This is a genomic window from Flavobacterium azooxidireducens (assembly GCF_023195775.1).
In the GTDB taxonomy this organism is placed as follows: Bacteria; Bacteroidota; Bacteroidia; order Flavobacteriales; family Flavobacteriaceae; genus Flavobacterium; species Flavobacterium azooxidireducens.
Genome location: NZ_CP096205.1, coordinates 1,739,698 through 1,756,464, shown reverse-complemented (window position 1 = coordinate 1,756,464; position 16,767 = coordinate 1,739,698). Strand labels below are relative to the sequence as shown.

The window sequence follows — 16,767 nt, the reverse complement described above, 5'->3', positions numbered from 1 at the left end:
TATTTGGCTATTAAATAGTTAGTTTGAAAACACAAATTTATTTCGCGTCTGATCAACATTTTGGTGCTCCAACTCCTGAAGCCAGTTTTCCCAGAGAACAAAAATTTGTGGCTTGGTTGGAAGAAATCAAACACGATGCTTCCGCAATTTTTTTATTAGGGGATTTGTTCGATTTTTGGTTCGAATATAAAACGGTTGTACCAAAAGGATTTGTACGTGTTTTAGGAAAATTAGCCGAACTTCGCGACAGCGGAATTCCGATTTATTTTTTTGTGGGTAATCACGATTTATGGATGAGTGATTATTTTGAAAAGGAATTAAATATTCCCGTTTTTCATAATAATCAAGAATATACGTTTAACGGAAAAACTTTTTTAATTGGTCACGGCGACGGAAAAGGTCCTGGCGATAAAGGCTACAAACGAATGAAAAAAGTATTTACCAATTCGTTTTCAAAATGGCTGTTCAGATGGTTGCATCCGGATATTGGTGTGAAACTGGCTCAATATTTATCTGTAAAAAACAAATTAATTTCCGGCGACGAAGATGTCAAATTTTTAGGAGAAGAAAACGAATGGTTAGTTCAATATGCCAAACGAAAACTCACTTTCAAACATTATAATTACTTTATTTTTGGACACCGTCATTTACCTATGCAATTGGAAGTTGGAGAAAATTCAACTTACATAAACCTAGGCGATTGGATTGGCTATTTTACGTATGGTGTTTTTGATGGAGAAAAATTTGAGCTGAAAGAATTCAAACACTAACGAATATCTTTCGCTCTTAATTGTACCGTAACATTTCCGTTAAATTCATTCTCATCAATGCAAAAAGCAATTTCAAACGGTTGATGATTTTGGGTTAATTCTAATTTTTTTCCTAAACCAAAACCAATTACGCCAAAACCTTCAGAATTAGTTTGTTTTACGAATAATTTCAAATGTTCTTCTTGCTGACCGATGGCTTTTCCGTAACCGGTATCCACGACATTTTTTGCCACAAAAACCGGCGTCATATTTTCAGGGCCAAAAGGTTCAAATTGATTCAAAAGACGAATTAATTTCGGATTGATATCGGTCAAATCCATTTCAGCATCAATTAAAATTTCAGGAATTAACAAATCAGGATGAATCGTCTCCTGAACTACTTTTTCAAACGCTTCTTTAAATTTTAGATAATTTTCTTCTTTCAACGTCATTCCGGCGGCATACATATGTCCGCCAAATTGTTCCAAATGTTCCGAACATTTTTCTAAGGCATTGTAAACATCAAAATCTTTAACAGAACGAGCCGAAGCCGCTAATTTATCGCCACTTTTCGTAAAAACTAAAGTCGGTCTGTAATACGTTTCCGTTAACCGCGAAGCCACAATTCCAATTACACCTTTATGCCAATTTTCATTATAAACAACGGTTGTAAATTTTTCTTTCTCATTATTATCTTCAATTTGAGCAAGTGCTTCAATAGTAATTTTTTTATCTAAATCTTTTCGGTCTACATTATATCCTTCAATTTCTGAAGCAAATTGTTGTGCTTGTTCTAAGTTAAATTCAGTCAATAATTCCACCGCGTGATTGCCGTGCTTAATTCTTCCGGCCGCATTAATTCGGGGAGCAATGATAAAAACGACATCAGTAATCGTGAGAACTTTTTTCTTTACATTTTGAATCAACGCTTTAATTCCGGGTCGTGGATTTGCATTAATCACTTCCAAACCAAATTTGGCTAAGATGCGATTTTCACCCGTCATCGGAACAATATCTGCTGCAATCGCTGTGGCAACTAAATCTAAATACGGAATCAAATCATCAATTGAATCGCCGTTATTTTGTGCTAAGGCTTGAATCAATTTAAAACCAACTCCGCATCCGCAAAGTTCATCATACGGATAAAAACAATCATTTCTTTTTGGGTCTAAAACGGCAATGGCTTCGGGTAAATTTTCACCAGGTCTGTGGTGATCACAAATGATGAAATCAATATTTTTTTCCTTCGCATACGCCACGTGATCGATTGATTTTATTCCGCAATCTAAGGCAATAATCAATGAAAAACCATTGTCGTCGGCAAAGTCAATTCCTTTATATGAAATACCATAACCTTCATCATAGCGATCCGGAATATAGGTTGCAATATTAGGATAAATCGTTTTTAAATAGGAAGAAACCAATGAAACAGCCGTTGTTCCATCCACATCATAATCACCAAAAACTAGAATATTTTCTTGATCAGAAATGGCTTTCTCTATCCGATGAACGGCTTTGTCCATATCTTTCATCAAATACGGATCGTGCAAATCATCTAATGTAGGTCTGAAAAACTGTTTCGCTTGTTCAAAGGTAGAAATTCCTCTTTGTATTAAAAGTGAAGCTACCAGTTCGCTTATATTGAGTTCTGAAGCTAATTGCGAAACCAAATGAGGTTCCGGCTCGGGTTTGATTGTCCAACGCATATTAAATTGATTTTGAATGGCTTATACTGCAGGATGAAATACGATTTTCACATCCACTTGAGCAAATTTACGAAACATTTCCATTACTCCACAATATTTTTCTACAGATAAATTGACAATTTTTTGTAATTTCTCTTCTTCTAAATCATTACCATAAAAATGATAAACCACCCGAACAGTATGATAATATTTTGGATGTTCCTCAGTTAAATCACCTTCAACATCGATGTGAAATGAATGTACAGCAACTTTCATTTTGGGCATTAAAGAAGCCACATCCATTCCTGTGCAACCTGCCAACGCATCTAACATCAACGCTTTTGGACGAAGTCCGTTATCGGTTCCGCCGATTTCTAAATCGCCATCAATTCTGAAATTCCCTCCCGGATTGGTGGCTTCAAATGCCATTCCGCCTAACCATTTTGTAGAAATTTGATGTGTCATTTTGATTTTTTCTTTCAAAGATACTATTTTTTTAAAATGTGAAAGAGTATGGAAAAATTTGTATATTTGCATAATATTTGTTTCATTAATGATTAAAATTGACTATAATGTATCAAAATAGTTACAATAAAAATTGGTATGCTATGACAGACGCTGTTGTAGTTCAAACACTTTGTGCCAGTTTGAAGCAAATGCGTCTTAATAAAAATATTTCGCAGGAAGAACTTGCTGAACAATGTGGCTTGAGCCGAATTACCATCAGCCGTTTGGAGTCTGGAAAAGCGATTAATTTGCTCACGATGGTTCAAGTTTTGCGAGCATTAGGAAAACTGGATTTACTTAATCATCTCAATGAAGAACCGGAAATTAGTCCACTACAAGTGATGGAAGAACGTTCAAAATACCGTAAAAAAGCCTCTCCATCTAAATAAGTATGAATACGATTGCTTCTATAATAATCTGGAATCGCAAAGTTGGTGCGGTGCTTTGGGACGAATCAAAGAATAGTGGCGTTTTTGAATTTGATAAGAGCTTCGTCAATTCAGGATTGGATTTATCTCCAATTACATTACCATTATCCGAAGCCAAAAAAGGACGAAGGGTTTTTTCCTTTCCGTTTCTAAATTTTGAAACGTTCAAAGGCTTGCCGGGTTTGTTAGCAGACAGTTTGCCTGACAAATTCGGAAATCAAGTTATTGATGCTTGGTTGGCCCAACAAGGTCTTTCGGCACAAAGTTTTAATCCCGTTGATCGCCTTTGTTACATTGGTAAACGCGGTATGGGAGCTTTGGAATTTGAACCTGAATCCGGTTTGCAAGTGATTCCTTCGAACACGTTGGCCATTGAAGCATTGGTTGAATTTGCCAAAGAAGTTCTAGCTGAAAGAGCCTCGTTTAAAACTAATTTGCAAACGGAAAGTGGTTTTTCAGACATTCTTCAAGTGGGCAGTTCTGCCGGTGGTGCTCGTGCCAAAGCCATTATTGCCTACAATCAAAAAACAGGTGAAGTTCGTTCAGGGCAAATTGATGGTTTAGACGGTTTTGATTATTGGTTAATAAAATTTGATGGTGTGACCAATCATCAATTGGGTGATCCAAAAGGATATGGAAACATTGAATATGCTTATTATTTGATGGCAACCGCTGCCGGAATCAACATGATGGAAAGCGAATTGAAAATAGAAAATCAGAGAGCTCATTTTATGACCAAACGTTTTGATAGACAAAACAATCAGAAATTACATATGCAAACGTTGTGTGGTTTGGCTCATTTTGATTATAATATGCCGGGATCCTATTCGTATGAACAGGCCTTGATGGTAATGCGACAGATGCAATTGCCTTATCCCGATATGGAGGAATTATACCGAAGAATGCTATTTAATGTGATGGCCAGAAATCAAGATGACCACACAAAAAACATTTCTTTTTTGATGAATTCGGATGGAAAATGGTCGCTTTCTCCGGCTTATGATGTTACTTTTGCTTTCAATCCGTCAAATTTTTGGTTGAAAGCTCATCAAATGACCATTAATGGGAAAAAAGAAAATATCGAGCTGAATGATGTTTTATCGCTAGCAAAAAACGTCAACATCAAAAAACCACATCAAATTATTGAAGAATGTCGTGAAGCGATTTTAAATTGGGATGAATTTGCCGAAAAAGCATTAATTCCTTCAACACAACAAAAAGAAATAAAAAGCTTGTTTAATTTATTGATGTAGCTTTATTGTTTCGTTAAGGCTAAAAATAAGCTATAATGAAACATTTTTGTAACATTTATTTTTATGATTTTCCGCCAACTACGACCACAATTTCTCCTTTGGCCGGTTTAGCTTCAAAATGTTTTAAAACATCTGCTGCTGTTCCGCGAACGGTTTCTTCGTGCAATTTTGATAATTCTCTTGAAACGGAAACTGTTCTTTCTGCACCAAAGTACTGTACAAATTCGGCTAAGGTTTTGTTTAATTTATGTGGTGAAACGTAGAAAATCATCGTTCTGACTTCATCCGCTAAAGCTAAAAACCGCGTTTGTCTTCCTTTTTTATCAGGTAAAAAACCTTCAAACACGAATTTATCGTTTGGCAAACCGCTGTTCACTAAAGCGGGAACAAAAGCGGTTGCTCCGGGCAAACATTCTACTTCAATATTATTTTCAACACAAGCTCGGGTGAGTAAAAATCCGGGGTCGGAAATGGCTGGCGTTCCGGCATCAGAAATCAATGCAATGGTTTCTCCGGCTTGCAAACGTTTGATCAAACCTTCAACCGTTTTGTGCTCGTTATGCATATGGTGACTTTGCATGTGCGTTCCAATCTCGAAATGCTTCAATAATTTTCCGCTGTTTCGAGTGTCTTCGGCTAAGATGCAATCTACTTCTTTGAGCACTTTAATGGCTCTAAAAGTCATATCTTCTAAGTTGCCGATGGGTGTGGGAACGATGTAGAGTTTGCTCATGGTTAATGGGAAGAATTTATACTTAAACCTAAATTTATAATGGAAAAAAAATTAGTATTTAATTTTTGATGAATTTATTTTCATTTGATGTTTTCATAGTTTTTATGAAGTCTTTTTCCGAATAATAAATAGATTCTTTAAAAGATAATCTACAATTTGATTATTAATAAAATGTGAATTGTAATAGTCTAATGAAAATTGAGTATGAAATTATGTTGAAAAAAAAAGGTTGCAAATACAGAACAGTACTAAATTTTAGCTGAAACACTAATGGTTTCAAACTGCTTTTGAGTGTTGTATTTTCTTTCGGGATATTCAATTTTTATGTGTTTTAGCATTTGTTCAGCTACTTTTTCAACAACTGTAACGGCTACACTATTGCCAAATTGCTGATATGCTTGGTTATCCGATACTGGAATTACAAAATTATCAGGAAAACCTTGAAGCCTTCCAGCTTCTCTAGGGGTTAGTTTTCTCGGGTTTTTACCATTTTGTTCAATCAAAATTTCGCTACCATCTTTATAATATCTTGCAGAAATAGTATTTGTATATTCGGAATTCTCATTTACTAATCCAAAACCAAAACCTTTACCTTTTTCTTTATTAGCAATTTTTCTTCTTTGATGTCCTTCCCAAAGTTTGTCCGAAATGGTATATTTTTTATCAACGTTTGTGTCTAAAATATCTCCAACTTTCGTGGGGGTTTTTAAAGGTTTTGGAAATTCAAACTTTACTGAATTGTCCAAAAAACCAACGATATAAATTCTTTCTCTATTTTGTGGCAAACCAAATTCTCTAGCTTTTAAAACTTCGTATTGAACATTTTCATAACCAATATTCTTTAAGTGTTCAATGATTGTCTTTAAAGTATTTCCTTTATCGTGTCCTTTAAGCTGCTTCACATTTTCAAGAAGAAATGCTTGAGGTTTTTTTGCAATTAAAATTCTTTCAATGTCAAAAAACAGAGTTCCTCTAGTATCAGAAAATCCTTTTTTTAATCCTGCTTGTGAAAATGGTTGACAGGGAAATCCTGCTAATAAAATATCGTGTTCAGGAATTAAATTTTCATTTATTTTTGTAATGTCTCCATGGATAATTAAATCATCAAAATTTGAGGTATAAGTTTGTACAGAGTATTTATTCCATTCACTTGTAAAAACACAATCAATATTAAAGTTTGAAGCTTTTTCAAACCCTAATCTAATTCCACCAATACCTGCAAAAAGGTCAATTATTTTTAATTTACTTGTTTTCATTCCAGAATTTTAAGATGTTAGGAATTTCGTCAAATAGATAAGCTTCAAAGCTTATTATATTTTTCATTGATTTCAATGAATCAGAATTAGCAACCCAATCATACGTCACCACAATAATATTGTGATTAGCCATTTCTTGAGCCTTGCTTTTTGAGATATTTTCGTCAGCTGTTAGAAGATGAATTTCTGGTATTTTTGTTCTTTCAATTTCTTCTGCTACTTCTTGCCAACGTTCTCTCAATGAAGTTTTCATTGTCCCAATTATTGTTTTATTTCTCCTTTCAGCATAGCATTTTATGTTAGGTAAAATTGAATCAACCTTTTTGCCTAAACCAAGACTATCAAAAGTCTTTCTACCAACTTTGCTTTGAGAATCATATTCATAACCTAAACTTTCGTAAATTTTATAAATAATAGCTTCAAAACTTTTTCCAGCTCTCGAACGTCGTGATTGTGTATTGCTTAATGATAGTCTATAAACGTATGGAAACACTCTTCCTGCGTATTCTCCACATATTTCTTTAATACTTTCAATAAGTTCATTTCCTTTTTTCTCTGCAATATTTTGATTTAAAAGAACGTCTAATATTTCTTTCGGAGTTTCAAGTATTTTATGTAAATCACGCATTAAGATTGCATTAAAATTGACTTCATCCAAAAGATATTCTTGCCAAACAATTTCGCGAAGTTCGGAAATGCATTTGCTTACTTTTTTTGATTCTATTTGTTGTAAATAAACTTTGTTATCTTTTAAAACTAATGTAACAATTTCTTGCGAAGTCCTTATATATTTCGTTCTATATTGTCTTATCAAAGCATCGAACTTATCAAGTTCTGATTTTGGAATATCAATTATAACCGGAATATTATTTTTAGGTTCCACTTCTTATTTACGTTTTAGCGAATTTAGGTAAAATATTTTAGAGTTTCTATTTTCTGCAAATTTTGGTGCTACAAAAAAGTAATTCATTAACAACAAGATTGCAGAGAAAACGTTTAAGAAAACTTCTTCTCCACCAAATTCATAAAACGATCCGCATATTCTTCTTTTCCTTCCCAATTGTTATAATCGGGTTTCACCATATCTACAATAAATTGCTGTACTTCTTCAAACGAATCGTAGGTGCTGATTTGCGAAATCACACGGTTAAAATCTTCGTTGCTTCCACCAAACAAGTGTTTTACAAAAGCAATTCGATCATTTAAACCAATGTTAATTCCTTTGATTAATGTATCGTTTAACGAGGATATTTTGTGTTCGGTTTTAATGGTATAAGTCTCGGTAGTCGTTTCTATTTTTACATCCGGAGTGATTACTTCTTCAACTTTTTCAAATGTAATTTCGGTAGTTTTTTCAACTTCCTGCGGGACATCATCCACTTTAACAAATTCAGGTTCTTTGTAACCGGAACCTAGTAAATCTTCAAACGAAATTTGTTTTTGTTCTAGTTTCGAAGATGGTTTTTCTTCTTCATCTGCCGCTAATTCAAACATCGGATTAAATAACGGTTCTTGTTTTTCTTCTTTTATTTCTTCGTGAACAGGTTCTTCTTTTTCTTCAGTAGCTTCCTCTTGAACTTCGGTTTCTTCTTTTTGAGTTACTACTTCTTCTTTTTCCTCAATAGCTTCTTCTTGAACTTCAGTTTCTTCCTTTTGAGTTACAATTTCCTCAGTTTCCTCTTTTTCTTCAAGAGCTTCTACTTGCACTTCGGTTTCTTCGTCTTGTGCAACAACTTGTTGAGCAACTTCTTCTTCTGTTTCTTCTTCAGCAACAGTTTCAGCAGGAACTTCTGCTTTAACTTCCTCTTCTTTCACAACAACTTCCGGTTGAGAAGGAGCTTCGGCAAACAGTTTTTCTTCTAATTCTTCTTCCGAAATCTCATTTTTCAACACATTGATATTTTCCTCATAAAAACGAAGAACGGCTAATTTTTCAACTAATTTTTGAGCTTCTTGATGCAATAGAACGACATCTTCTTTCCCTTTTAATTTTAAAACACGGTGTGCAATACTAATTAAATCTGCTTCTAACTTTTTCTTCATAACTTTTAAAATTATATTGAATTTAGCGACTGGAATTTTATAAATTTGTTTCTGATACAAAATAACATAAAATATGTTATTCTTTAGCTAAGAAAAGTATAAAATGTTTCTTGAAAATACCGTAAATCATAAAGAACAATTTGGCTGGATTGAAGTAATCTGCGGTTCGATGTTCTCCGGAAAGACCGAAGAACTCATCCGCCGACTCAAAAGAGCTCAGTTTGCCAAGCAAAAAGTCGAGATTTTTAAACCCGCCATCGATACGCGTTATCACGATGAAATGGTGGTTTCGCACGACTCAAATGAAATTCGTTCTACACCCGTTCCCGCCGCCGCCAATATCCGTATTTTGGCTCAAGGTTGCGATGTGGTTGGTATTGATGAAGCTCAGTTTTTTGATGATGAAATTGTGACCATTTGCAATGATTTAGCCAATTCAGGCATTCGCGTAATCGTAGCCGGATTGGATATGGATTTTAAAGGAAACCCTTTTGGCCCTATGCCGGCATTGATGGCAACAGCCGAATACGTGACCAAAGTGCACGCCGTTTGCACCCGAACCGGAAATTTGGCCAATTATAGTTTCAGAAAAGCAGACAACGATAAATTAGTGATGCTTGGCGAAACCGAAGAATACGAACCGTTGAGCAGAGCCGCCTATTATCACGCATTGCGTGAACAAGCCGAACACAAAACAGAAGCTGAAAACAAACCAAAACCGTAACCAGTGAGTCTCGTTCTAAACGATATTATTCCTCAACTAAACGCTGAATTTTTCGGAAATCATCCTGATAACAGTATTCAAAACGTTTCCATAGACAGCCGTTCGTTTCAAAACAACAAATACACCTTGTTTTTTGTTTAATCGGACCCAATAATAACGGGCATACTTATATTAATGAACTCATTGAAAAAGGCGTTACCAATTTTGTGGTTTCTGAAAATGTTGATTTAATTGAAGGTGTCAATTTTCTAAAAGTAGAAGACACGTTGCTTGCTCTTCAACAATTTGCGGCTTTTTATCGAAAAAAATTTAGTTTTCCAATTATTGGTATCACCGGAAGTAATGGAAAAACCATCGTAAAAGAATGGCTTAATTTTTTATTAAGTCCTGATTATAACATCATCCGAAGTCCAAAAAGTTACAATTCACAAGTGGGTGTGCCGCTTTCTGTGATTGGGATTAACGAACAACATAATTTAGGCATTTTTGAAGCTGGAATTTCAACTGTCAACGAAATGCAATTTCTTGAACCGATTATTCAACCCACCATCGGAATTCTGACCAATATTGGTTCTGCTCACGATGAAGGTTTTGAAAATTTGGGTCAGAAAATCAAAGAAAAATTAAAACTTTTTTCGAATGTTGACGTATTGATTTACAACAAAAATAAATCGATTGATGCTTTTCTAAATCCAAAAATAAAGACTTTTTCGTGGAGTTCGAGTGATAAATCGGCGGATGTTTTGGTTCATCATAAAACCACGAACGACAAAACGTGTTTGAATGTAACGTATAATAAAACGTGTTTCAAAATCAGCATTCCGTTTTCAGATGAAGCTTCAATTGAAAATGTGATTCAATGTTTGATGGTGCTTTTTTATTTTAACTATGATTTAGATACGATTCAAAATCGTCTTTTGCTTTTATATCCAATCGAAATGCGATTAAAAGTCAAGAAAGGAATCAACAATACAACCTTGATTGACGACAGTTACAGTTCCGATTTTCAATCGCTAAAAATAGCATTGGACTTTTTGGAAAATCAAAAACAACATCATAAAAAAACATTGATTTTGTCTGATATTTTTCAGAGCGGATTGCAAAATGATGAGTTGTATTCGCGAGTTTCACAAATGGTTATTTCCAACAAAATCAGTCGTGTAATTGGTGTGGGCGAAACCATTTCAAACTATAAAAATAAATTTCTAAACGGAATTACCTTTGCCACTCAAGCCGAATTTCTATCTCATTTTGAAAGTTTGAATTTTGAAAACGAAACGATTCTCATCAAAGGAGCACGAAGTTTTCATTTTGAAGAAATTGTCTCGTTGTTAGAAGAAAAAACACATGAAACAGTTTTGGAAATTAACCTGAATGCCATTTCACACAACTTAAATTTTTATAAAGCCAAACTTGAACCTGAAACCAAAATGATGGTGATGGTCAAAGCGTTTGGATATGGAAACGGCGGTTTAGAAATTGCCAAATTGCTCGAATATCACAAAGTGGATTATTTAGGTGTGGCATTCGCCGATGAAGGAATTTCACTCAAAAGCAATGGAATTCAATTGCCAATTATGGTTTTAAATCCGGAATCAACCAGTTTTGAAGCCATCATTCAACATCAATTGGAACCCGAAATTTATAGTTTGAAAGGATTGAATGCCTTTTTAAAAATTGCCAGACAAAAACATTTAAAACATTTTCCGATTCATCTGAAAATTGATACCGGAATGCATCGATTGGGTTTTGATGAAATACATTTGGAAGAATTAATTTCAATCTTAAAAAACTGCAAAACAGTTCAAGTGAAAAGCATTTTGTCGCACATGGCAACAAGCGATGATTTAGCACATAACGAATTTGCTTTGGAACAAATTGAAAAGTTCAATCGCATTTCTACCTATATAAGTAAGGAATTAGAAATTAGTTCGATTCGGCATATTTTAAATACTTCGGGAATTTCAAATTATCCGCAAGCACAATTCGATATGGTTCGATTGGGAATTGGTTTGTATGGCATTTCAAACGATGCCAACGAGCAAAAGTTTTTGGAAAATGTGGGAACTTTAAAATCCATTATCTCCCAAGTCAGAACCATTCAAGCGGGCGAAAGTGTGGGTTATGGCCGACGATTTGTGGCTGAAAAAGAAACCCGAATCGCCACCATTCCAATTGGTTATGCCGACGGAATTAGAAGAAGTTGGGGCAACGGTCTTGGTTTTGGGATGATAAACAACCAAAAAGCCACGATTGTTGGCAGTGTTTGTATGGATATGTTGATGGTAGATGTCACCACCATTCCGTGTATTGAAGGAAATGAAGTGATTGTTTTAGGCGAAAATCCTTCTGTTACTTTTATGGCAAATCAATTGAATACGATTCCTTATGAAATTCTGACCGGAATTTCGCAACGCGTAAAAAGAATTTTTTACAGAGAATAAATTTTTGTAGAAGATGTTAAAATTTTAACTAACTTCGTTTTACAAACTTTTAAAACAACTAAATATGTTTAAAGAATTCAAGAATTTCATCATGACAGGAAACGTAATTGAATTTGCGGTTGCTGTAATTATGGCTGGAGCTGTTGGTGCTGTAGTCAACGGATTTGTGAGCGACATCGTTATGCCTATTGTAGGAATGTTAACCGGGGGTGTTGATTTTTCTGAAATGAAAGTAGTTTTACAAGCTGCTGTAGCAGAATCTGAAGGTGTTGCCGCCGTTCCCGAAGTTGCCATTCGTTGGGGTGCTTGGGTAAATACCTTAGTTAATTTAGTTATTGTTGGTTTTGTAATGTTTATGATAATTAAGGCTTACAACAAAATGAGAAAGCCAAAAGAAGAGGCTCCTGCTCCACCAGCCGGACCAACGCAAGAGCAATTGCTAACAGAAATTAGAGATTTATTAAAAAAATAGACGTTCCGCTACATTATATATTCTAACTAAACCCCTTGCCGAAAACAAGGGGTATTTTTACAAATTGTTTTAAATATAACAATTTGTTATTTTTTGTTAAAGCCATTTTTCACAACAATTAATTCTATACTTTTGCATAAGTTTTAACCTTTTAAATAATTAGTATGAGAGTTGCCGTTGTTGGTGCTACCGGAATGGTAGGCGAAGTAATGCTTCAAGTTTTAGCAGAAAGAAATTTTCCGATTACGGAATTAATTCCGGTTGCTTCTGAAAAGTCGGTTGGAAAAGAAATTGAATTCAAAGGAAATAAATATAAGGTGGTTGGATTGCAAACAGCTGTAGAAATGCGTCCCGATATTGCCTTATTTTCTGCCGGTGGTGAAACTTCATTAGCTTGGGCACCCAAATTTGCTGAAGCAGGCACAACCGTTATCGACAATTCTTCCGCTTGGCGAATGGATCCTACTAAAAAATTAGTGGTTCCTGAAATCAATGCTTCGGAACTAACCAAAGAAGATAAAATTATTGCTAATCCAAACTGTTCAACGATTCAAATGGTGATGGTTTTGAATCCATTACATAAAAAATACAACGTAAAACGAGTGATTGTTTCCACCTATCAATCCATTACCGGAACGGGTGTAAAAGCGGTTCAACAATTGGAAAATGAATATGCCGGTGTGAAAGGCGAAATGGCGTATCCGTATCCAATTCACCGAAATGCCATCCCGCAATGTGATGTGTTTGAAGACAACGGCTACACCAAAGAAGAAATGAAATTGGTTCGTGAAACCCAAAAAATTATGGGCGACAGAAGCATTGCCGTGACTGCAACTGCTATCCGAATTCCTGTTGTCGGCGGACACAGTGAAGCCGTAAATGTTGAATTTTCAAATGATTTTGATGTGAATGAAGTGCGTTCGATTTTACACAACACTTCGGGCGTTACCGTTCAAGATAATTTAGACACCAAAACCTATCCAATGCCAATTTATGCACAAGGAAAAGATGATGTTTTTGTCGGTAGAATTCGCCGTGATGAAAGTCAGCCGAACACGTTAAATATGTGGATTGTGGCCGATAATTTGCGTAAAGGTGCAGCAACAAATACAGTGCAAATTGCGGAGTATTTGGTGGAGAATAAATTAGTTTAAGATAATTGTATTATAGTTAGAAGCTCCTTTTTAGGGGCTTTTTTTGTTTGTTGTTTGGAAAGAATTCTTAACATAACAATATATTGAATAATTTTTGTTATTTTTAATTAAATTTGTTACTTATAAACATTTGAAAATATGACTTTAATAATAAATAAATCCAACTCCAAAAACATAGCTAAGCTTTTGACGGAAAAATTAAAAAAAGAACCAAAAAAGGGAAATTTAGCCAAACATTTTGGGAAATTGAAGAGAAATTTAGATGGCTTGAACTATCAGACCAAAATAAGAGAAAATGAAGATTGATTTTATAGCTGATACAAATTTCTTGGTTTACATTCACGAAGGAAATCCTAACGTAGAACCTTTTTTGAACTATAATTTTGGAATGTCTTTTATTTCAGAAGTTGAATTACTTGGTTTTAAAGGAATCAAAAAAACTGAAGAAATAAAATTAAAAGAATTAATAAGCGACACCTTTAATATAGATTGGAATTTAAAAATCAAAGAACAAACTATTGAATTAAGAAAAAAGTATAATATAAAATTACCTGACGCGATTATTGCTTCAACATCTCTGGTATATGGATTACCTTTGGTAACCGCTGATAAAGGATTTTCAAAAATAGATGAGTTAGATTTAATATTAGTTGAATTTTAAAGATAAAACTATCTTAGTTAGAAGCTCCTTTTTAGGGGCTTTTTTTGCTTGTTGTTTTGGAAAGAATTCCTAATACTATTAATTGTTTGTTATTTTTATTTAAATTTATGTTCCGCAAAGTCGGGAGACATTTGCGGAGCTTTGTGCTATTAAGAAGACTTTGCGGAGCGGGGTGAGGAATAATTAAATTTTTTATTAGATTTATATTTTTAATCCTATTGAAATTTTATGAAAAAATATAAATTCAAAATGTATAGCAGAAAATATCTTATTAGACCAATTCTTTTTTGGCTAATAGGGCCATTTATATTAATGATAATAATCTATATGCTCAAAGGTTATAGTATTCAAACATTATCAAGTTCATATCTAATTTCAATTTTCACTTTAATTCCTTTTTTTCCTCTATTAGTATTTATTTTCTTTTTCAATTACAAAAAACATAATGGTAAATCAACATTTTCATTAACAGATAACTATAAAAAATTCAATTATAAAGACTTAAATAGTGAAATCATTTTTGAAAATAGTGACATAAAAAAAATATTTGTTTACTTCAGCTACCCTGAATATGAAAAACGCACAATTACAGCTTTTTGGACAGAATATTATTATGTCAAAATTGTATTAAAAAACGAAAACAATATTATAATTACTTGTTTACTATCTGATGAAATTATTAATTACTTAGACAGATCAAAAATAATTTATAAAAAAAAGTTTTTTCCCTTAATTAAATAAAATTTTTAGTTTTCCACACAAACTCCCCCCGCTCCGCAAAGTGTTCTAGTAAAAATTCCCTATGAAAAGCTCCGCAAATGTCTCCCGACTTTGCGGAATTTAAAAAAGTATTAATAGCCCTAAAACTTCACAAATTTTTACTATTTTTATTTAAAAATTTACACGCCATGAAAGAAGGATATGTTATTAGAGACCAAAATTTGCCACACTTTTTAACCGCCACAATTGTCGACTGGGTCGATGTTTTTTCCAGAAAATCATATCGAGATTGTGTTATTGAATGTTTAGACTATTGCATCAAAAACAAAGGAATGATTTTATATAGTTATGTGATTATGACGAATCACATTCACATGATTGTTCAGTCAAAAGAAGGTAAATTGTCTGATTTAATTCGTGATTTTAAGAAATATACCTCAAAAACCATACTTGAGAAAATTCAGTCTGAACCTGAAAGCAGAAGAGAATGGATGTTAGAACGTTTTCAATTGGCAACAAAGACTCATATCAGAAATAAAAATTTTCAATTTTGGCAATTAGGAAATCATGCAGAAGAAATTTACTCAGAGAAGTTTATGTGGTCAAAAATTGACTATATTCATTTAAACCCCCGCTCCGCAAAGTGTTCTAGTAAAAATTCCCTATGAAAAGCTCCGCAAATGTCCCCCGCTCCGCAAAGTGTTCTAGTAAAAATTCCCTATGAAAAGCTCCGCAAATGTCTCCCGACTTTGCGGAATTTAAAAAAGTATTAATAGCCCTAAAACTTCACAAATTTTTACTATTTTTATTTAAAAATTTACACGCCATGAAAGAAGGATATGTTATTAGAGACCAAAATTTGCCACACTTTTTAACCGCCACAATTGTCGACTGGGTCGATGTTTTTTCCAGAAAATCATATCGAGATTGTGTTATTGAATGTTTAGACTATTGCATCAAAAACAAAGGAATGATTTTATATAGTTATGTGATTATGACGAATCACATTCACATGATTGTTCAGTCAAAAGAAGGTAAATTGTCTGATTTAATTCGTGATTTTAAGAAATATACCTCAAAAACCATACTTGAGAAAATTCAGTCTGAACCTGAAAGCAGAAGAGAATGGATGTTAGAACGTTTTCAATTGGCAACAAAGACTCATATCAGAAATAAAAATTTTCAATTTTGGCAATTAGGAAATCATGCAGAAGAAATTTACTCAGAGAAGTTTATGTGGTCAAAAATTGACTATATTCATTTAAATCCTGTTCGTGCAGGATTAGTTGAAAAAGCAGCTCACTATCTCTATTCAAGTGCTTCAAATTATGTGCATAATGAAGGAATAATTAAAATTGAGTTGGTTGACATTCCTCTAAATAGCAAATTAAACCTCAATTCATTTATGAAAGACATTAGTTGTGATAACTTACATTCCGCAAAGTCGGGAGACATTTGCGGAGCTTTGTGCTATTAAGAAGACTTTGCGGAGCGGGATTAAAAAATGAAAAAATATCAAACTTTTATATTGTTGCTATTATTGTTGAATTCGTGAAAAAAAATGAAAAAATGGAGTACTCCCCTCAAAACTTTTTGAATGTAAATAAATTAGATCAAAATGAATATATTATAATATCATCAGATGAATTCACTATTGTACCTCCACTTAGTGTTGTAAAGCAAAAAGGTTATGAAATGAAGTCATTTGACTATTCAAAAGTAGATATAAATAATTTTCCAAAGATTAAAGAACTTGTTTTTTATAATCATTTTGTTGAATGTCTACTTAATAATGTTTATCAAGCGAATCAATTGGAAAGCATACAAATTAAATACTGTACAAATGTGGATTTTGAAAAAGAAATTAAAAAAATTTTAAAAATAAAAATTTTAAAAATTTTAGATTTTCCCTCTCATTAATAGATGACGACAAATTTT

Annotated in this window: 18 protein-coding genes and 1 pseudogene; 13 read left to right on the top strand and 6 right to left on the bottom strand. The window is 33.5% G+C overall.

Annotation, left to right across the window (positions count from 1 at the left end; genetic code table 11):
- Positions 1 to 23: 23 nt before the first annotated feature.
- Positions 24 to 770, top strand: coding sequence for a UDP-2,3-diacylglucosamine diphosphatase (locus M0M57_RS07760; RefSeq protein ID WP_248436611.1), 747 nt, complete (start codon positions 24 to 26; stop codon positions 768 to 770).
- Here M0M57_RS07760 and recJ read toward each other — a convergent pair.
- Both recJ and M0M57_RS07750 read right to left on the bottom strand, forming a co-directional pair.
- On the bottom strand, positions 767 to 2,455 hold the full coding sequence (gene recJ / locus M0M57_RS07755; RefSeq protein ID WP_248436610.1) for a single-stranded-DNA-specific exonuclease RecJ: 1,689 nt from the start codon (positions 2,453 to 2,455) through the stop codon (positions 767 to 769). The two genes, M0M57_RS07760 and recJ, sit on opposite strands and share 4 nt — an antisense overlap.
- Before the next feature lie 21 nt (positions 2,456 to 2,476).
- Entirely contained in the window at positions 2,477 to 2,899 is a 423-nt protein-coding gene (locus M0M57_RS07750) for an OsmC family protein (protein WP_248436743.1), read from the bottom strand.
- Positions 2,900 to 3,006: 107 nt separating this feature from the next.
- On the opposite strand from M0M57_RS07750, the gene M0M57_RS07745 reads away from it, so the two are divergent.
- Positions 3,007 to 3,330: a helix-turn-helix domain-containing protein gene (locus M0M57_RS07745; protein WP_248436609.1), complete on the top strand. Its 324-nt coding sequence runs from the start codon at positions 3,007 to 3,009 to the stop codon at positions 3,328 to 3,330.
- A gap of 2 nt (positions 3,331 to 3,332) precedes the next feature.
- Complete coding sequence (locus M0M57_RS07740) at positions 3,333 to 4,622, top strand: type II toxin-antitoxin system HipA family toxin (protein WP_248436608.1); 1,290 nt, start codon at positions 3,333 to 3,335, stop codon at positions 4,620 to 4,622.
- 61 nt (positions 4,623 to 4,683) lie between these two features.
- On the opposite strand, the gene rsmI is transcribed toward M0M57_RS07740, so the two are convergent.
- The 4 genes from rsmI to M0M57_RS07720 form a co-directional block, all read right to left on the bottom strand.
- Positions 4,684 to 5,355 (bottom strand): 16S rRNA (cytidine(1402)-2'-O)-methyltransferase, encoded by a 672-nt coding sequence (gene rsmI / locus M0M57_RS07735; protein WP_248436607.1) that lies wholly within the window; start codon positions 5,353 to 5,355, stop codon positions 4,684 to 4,686.
- A 248-nt stretch (positions 5,356 to 5,603) separates the two neighbouring features.
- The gene (gene dcm / locus M0M57_RS07730; protein ID WP_248436606.1) at positions 5,604 to 6,611 is read right to left on the bottom strand and encodes a DNA cytosine methyltransferase; all 1,008 of its coding nucleotides are present in this window, start codon (positions 6,609 to 6,611) and stop codon (positions 5,604 to 5,606) included.
- Complete coding sequence (locus M0M57_RS07725) at positions 6,598 to 7,494, bottom strand: type II restriction endonuclease (protein WP_248436605.1); 897 nt, start codon at positions 7,492 to 7,494, stop codon at positions 6,598 to 6,600. The genes dcm and M0M57_RS07725 overlap by 14 nt, the downstream gene beginning before the upstream one ends.
- A 113-nt stretch (positions 7,495 to 7,607) precedes the next feature.
- Positions 7,608 to 8,654 (bottom strand): hypothetical protein, encoded by a 1,047-nt coding sequence (locus M0M57_RS07720; protein WP_248436604.1) that lies wholly within the window; start codon positions 8,652 to 8,654, stop codon positions 7,608 to 7,610.
- Between the two features lie 103 nt (positions 8,655 to 8,757).
- Here M0M57_RS07720 and M0M57_RS07715 point away from each other — a divergent pair, with 103 nt between their 5' ends.
- The 10 genes and pseudogenes from M0M57_RS07715 to M0M57_RS07670 all read left to right on the top strand — a co-directional run bounded on the left by M0M57_RS07715 (position 8,758) and on the right by M0M57_RS07670 (position 16,749).
- Positions 8,758 to 9,378 carry a thymidine kinase gene (locus M0M57_RS07715; protein WP_248436603.1) on the top strand — a complete coding sequence of 207 codons (621 nt, stop codon included), beginning with the start codon at positions 8,758 to 8,760 and terminating at the stop codon, positions 9,376 to 9,378.
- A 3-nt stretch (positions 9,379 to 9,381) separates the two neighbouring features.
- Positions 9,382 to 11,822, top strand: a pseudogene (locus M0M57_RS07710) (bifunctional UDP-N-acetylmuramoyl-tripeptide:D-alanyl-D-alanine ligase/alanine racemase).
- 64 nt (positions 11,823 to 11,886) lie between these two features.
- Positions 11,887 to 12,294 carry a large-conductance mechanosensitive channel protein MscL gene (gene mscL / locus M0M57_RS07705; RefSeq protein ID WP_248436602.1) on the top strand — a complete coding sequence of 136 codons (408 nt, stop codon included), beginning with the start codon at positions 11,887 to 11,889 and terminating at the stop codon, positions 12,292 to 12,294.
- Positions 12,295 to 12,458: 164 nt separating this feature from the next.
- Positions 12,459 to 13,448, top strand: coding sequence for an aspartate-semialdehyde dehydrogenase (locus M0M57_RS07700; protein ID WP_248436601.1), 990 nt, complete (start codon positions 12,459 to 12,461; stop codon positions 13,446 to 13,448).
- Positions 13,449 to 13,586: 138 nt separating this feature from the next.
- On the top strand, positions 13,587 to 13,754 hold the full coding sequence (locus M0M57_RS07695; protein WP_156900306.1) for a hypothetical protein: 168 nt from the start codon (positions 13,587 to 13,589) through the stop codon (positions 13,752 to 13,754).
- A complete protein-coding gene (locus M0M57_RS07690; RefSeq protein WP_248436600.1) occupies positions 13,744 to 14,109 on the top strand; it encodes a type II toxin-antitoxin system VapC family toxin in 366 nt (121 codons plus the stop codon). Before M0M57_RS07695 ends, M0M57_RS07690 begins: the two co-directional genes overlap by 11 nt.
- Positions 14,110 to 14,337: 228 nt before the next feature.
- Positions 14,338 to 14,850, top strand: a complete 513-nt coding sequence (locus M0M57_RS07685) for a hypothetical protein (protein ID WP_248436599.1) — start codon at positions 14,338 to 14,340, stop codon at positions 14,848 to 14,850.
- 167 nt (positions 14,851 to 15,017) lie between these two features.
- The gene (locus M0M57_RS07680) at positions 15,018 to 15,497 is read left to right on the top strand and encodes an REP-associated tyrosine transposase (protein ID WP_248436598.1); all 480 of its coding nucleotides are present in this window, start codon (positions 15,018 to 15,020) and stop codon (positions 15,495 to 15,497) included.
- Positions 15,498 to 15,655: 158 nt separating this feature from the next.
- Positions 15,656 to 16,306: an REP-associated tyrosine transposase gene (locus M0M57_RS07675; RefSeq protein ID WP_248436597.1), complete on the top strand. Its 651-nt coding sequence runs from the start codon at positions 15,656 to 15,658 to the stop codon at positions 16,304 to 16,306.
- Positions 16,297 to 16,749: a hypothetical protein gene (locus tag M0M57_RS07670; RefSeq protein ID WP_248436596.1), complete on the top strand. Its 453-nt coding sequence runs from the start codon at positions 16,297 to 16,299 to the stop codon at positions 16,747 to 16,749. Before M0M57_RS07675 ends, M0M57_RS07670 begins: the two co-directional genes overlap by 10 nt.
- Positions 16,750 to 16,767: the final 18 nt, after the last annotated feature.

Coding starts and splice junctions, on each gene's coding strand:
- recJ (WP_248436610.1), bottom strand. CDS start 2,455: ATGCGTTGGACAATCAAACCCGAGCCGGAACCTCATTTGGTTTCGCAA.
- M0M57_RS07750 (WP_248436743.1), bottom strand. CDS start 2,899: ATGACACATCAAATTTCTACAAAATGGTTAGGCGGAATGGCATTTGAA.
- M0M57_RS07745 (WP_248436609.1), top strand. CDS start 3,007: ATGTATCAAAATAGTTACAATAAAAATTGGTATGCTATGACAGACGCT.
- M0M57_RS07740 (WP_248436608.1), top strand. CDS start 3,333: ATGAATACGATTGCTTCTATAATAATCTGGAATCGCAAAGTTGGTGCG.
- rsmI (WP_248436607.1), bottom strand. CDS start 5,355: ATGAGCAAACTCTACATCGTTCCCACACCCATCGGCAACTTAGAAGAT.
- dcm (WP_248436606.1), bottom strand. CDS start 6,611: ATGAAAACAAGTAAATTAAAAATAATTGACCTTTTTGCAGGTATTGGT.
- M0M57_RS07720 (WP_248436604.1), bottom strand. CDS start 8,654: ATGAAGAAAAAGTTAGAAGCAGATTTAATTAGTATTGCACACCGTGTT.
- M0M57_RS07715 (WP_248436603.1), top strand. CDS start 8,758: ATGTTTCTTGAAAATACCGTAAATCATAAAGAACAATTTGGCTGGATT.
- mscL (WP_248436602.1), top strand. CDS start 11,887: ATGTTTAAAGAATTCAAGAATTTCATCATGACAGGAAACGTAATTGAA.
- M0M57_RS07700 (WP_248436601.1), top strand. CDS start 12,459: ATGAGAGTTGCCGTTGTTGGTGCTACCGGAATGGTAGGCGAAGTAATG.
- M0M57_RS07695 (WP_156900306.1), top strand. CDS start 13,587: ATGACTTTAATAATAAATAAATCCAACTCCAAAAACATAGCTAAGCTT.
- M0M57_RS07690 (WP_248436600.1), top strand. CDS start 13,744: ATGAAGATTGATTTTATAGCTGATACAAATTTCTTGGTTTACATTCAC.
- M0M57_RS07685 (WP_248436599.1), top strand. CDS start 14,338: ATGAAAAAATATAAATTCAAAATGTATAGCAGAAAATATCTTATTAGA.
- M0M57_RS07680 (WP_248436598.1), top strand. CDS start 15,018: ATGAAAGAAGGATATGTTATTAGAGACCAAAATTTGCCACACTTTTTA.
- M0M57_RS07675 (WP_248436597.1), top strand. CDS start 15,656: ATGAAAGAAGGATATGTTATTAGAGACCAAAATTTGCCACACTTTTTA.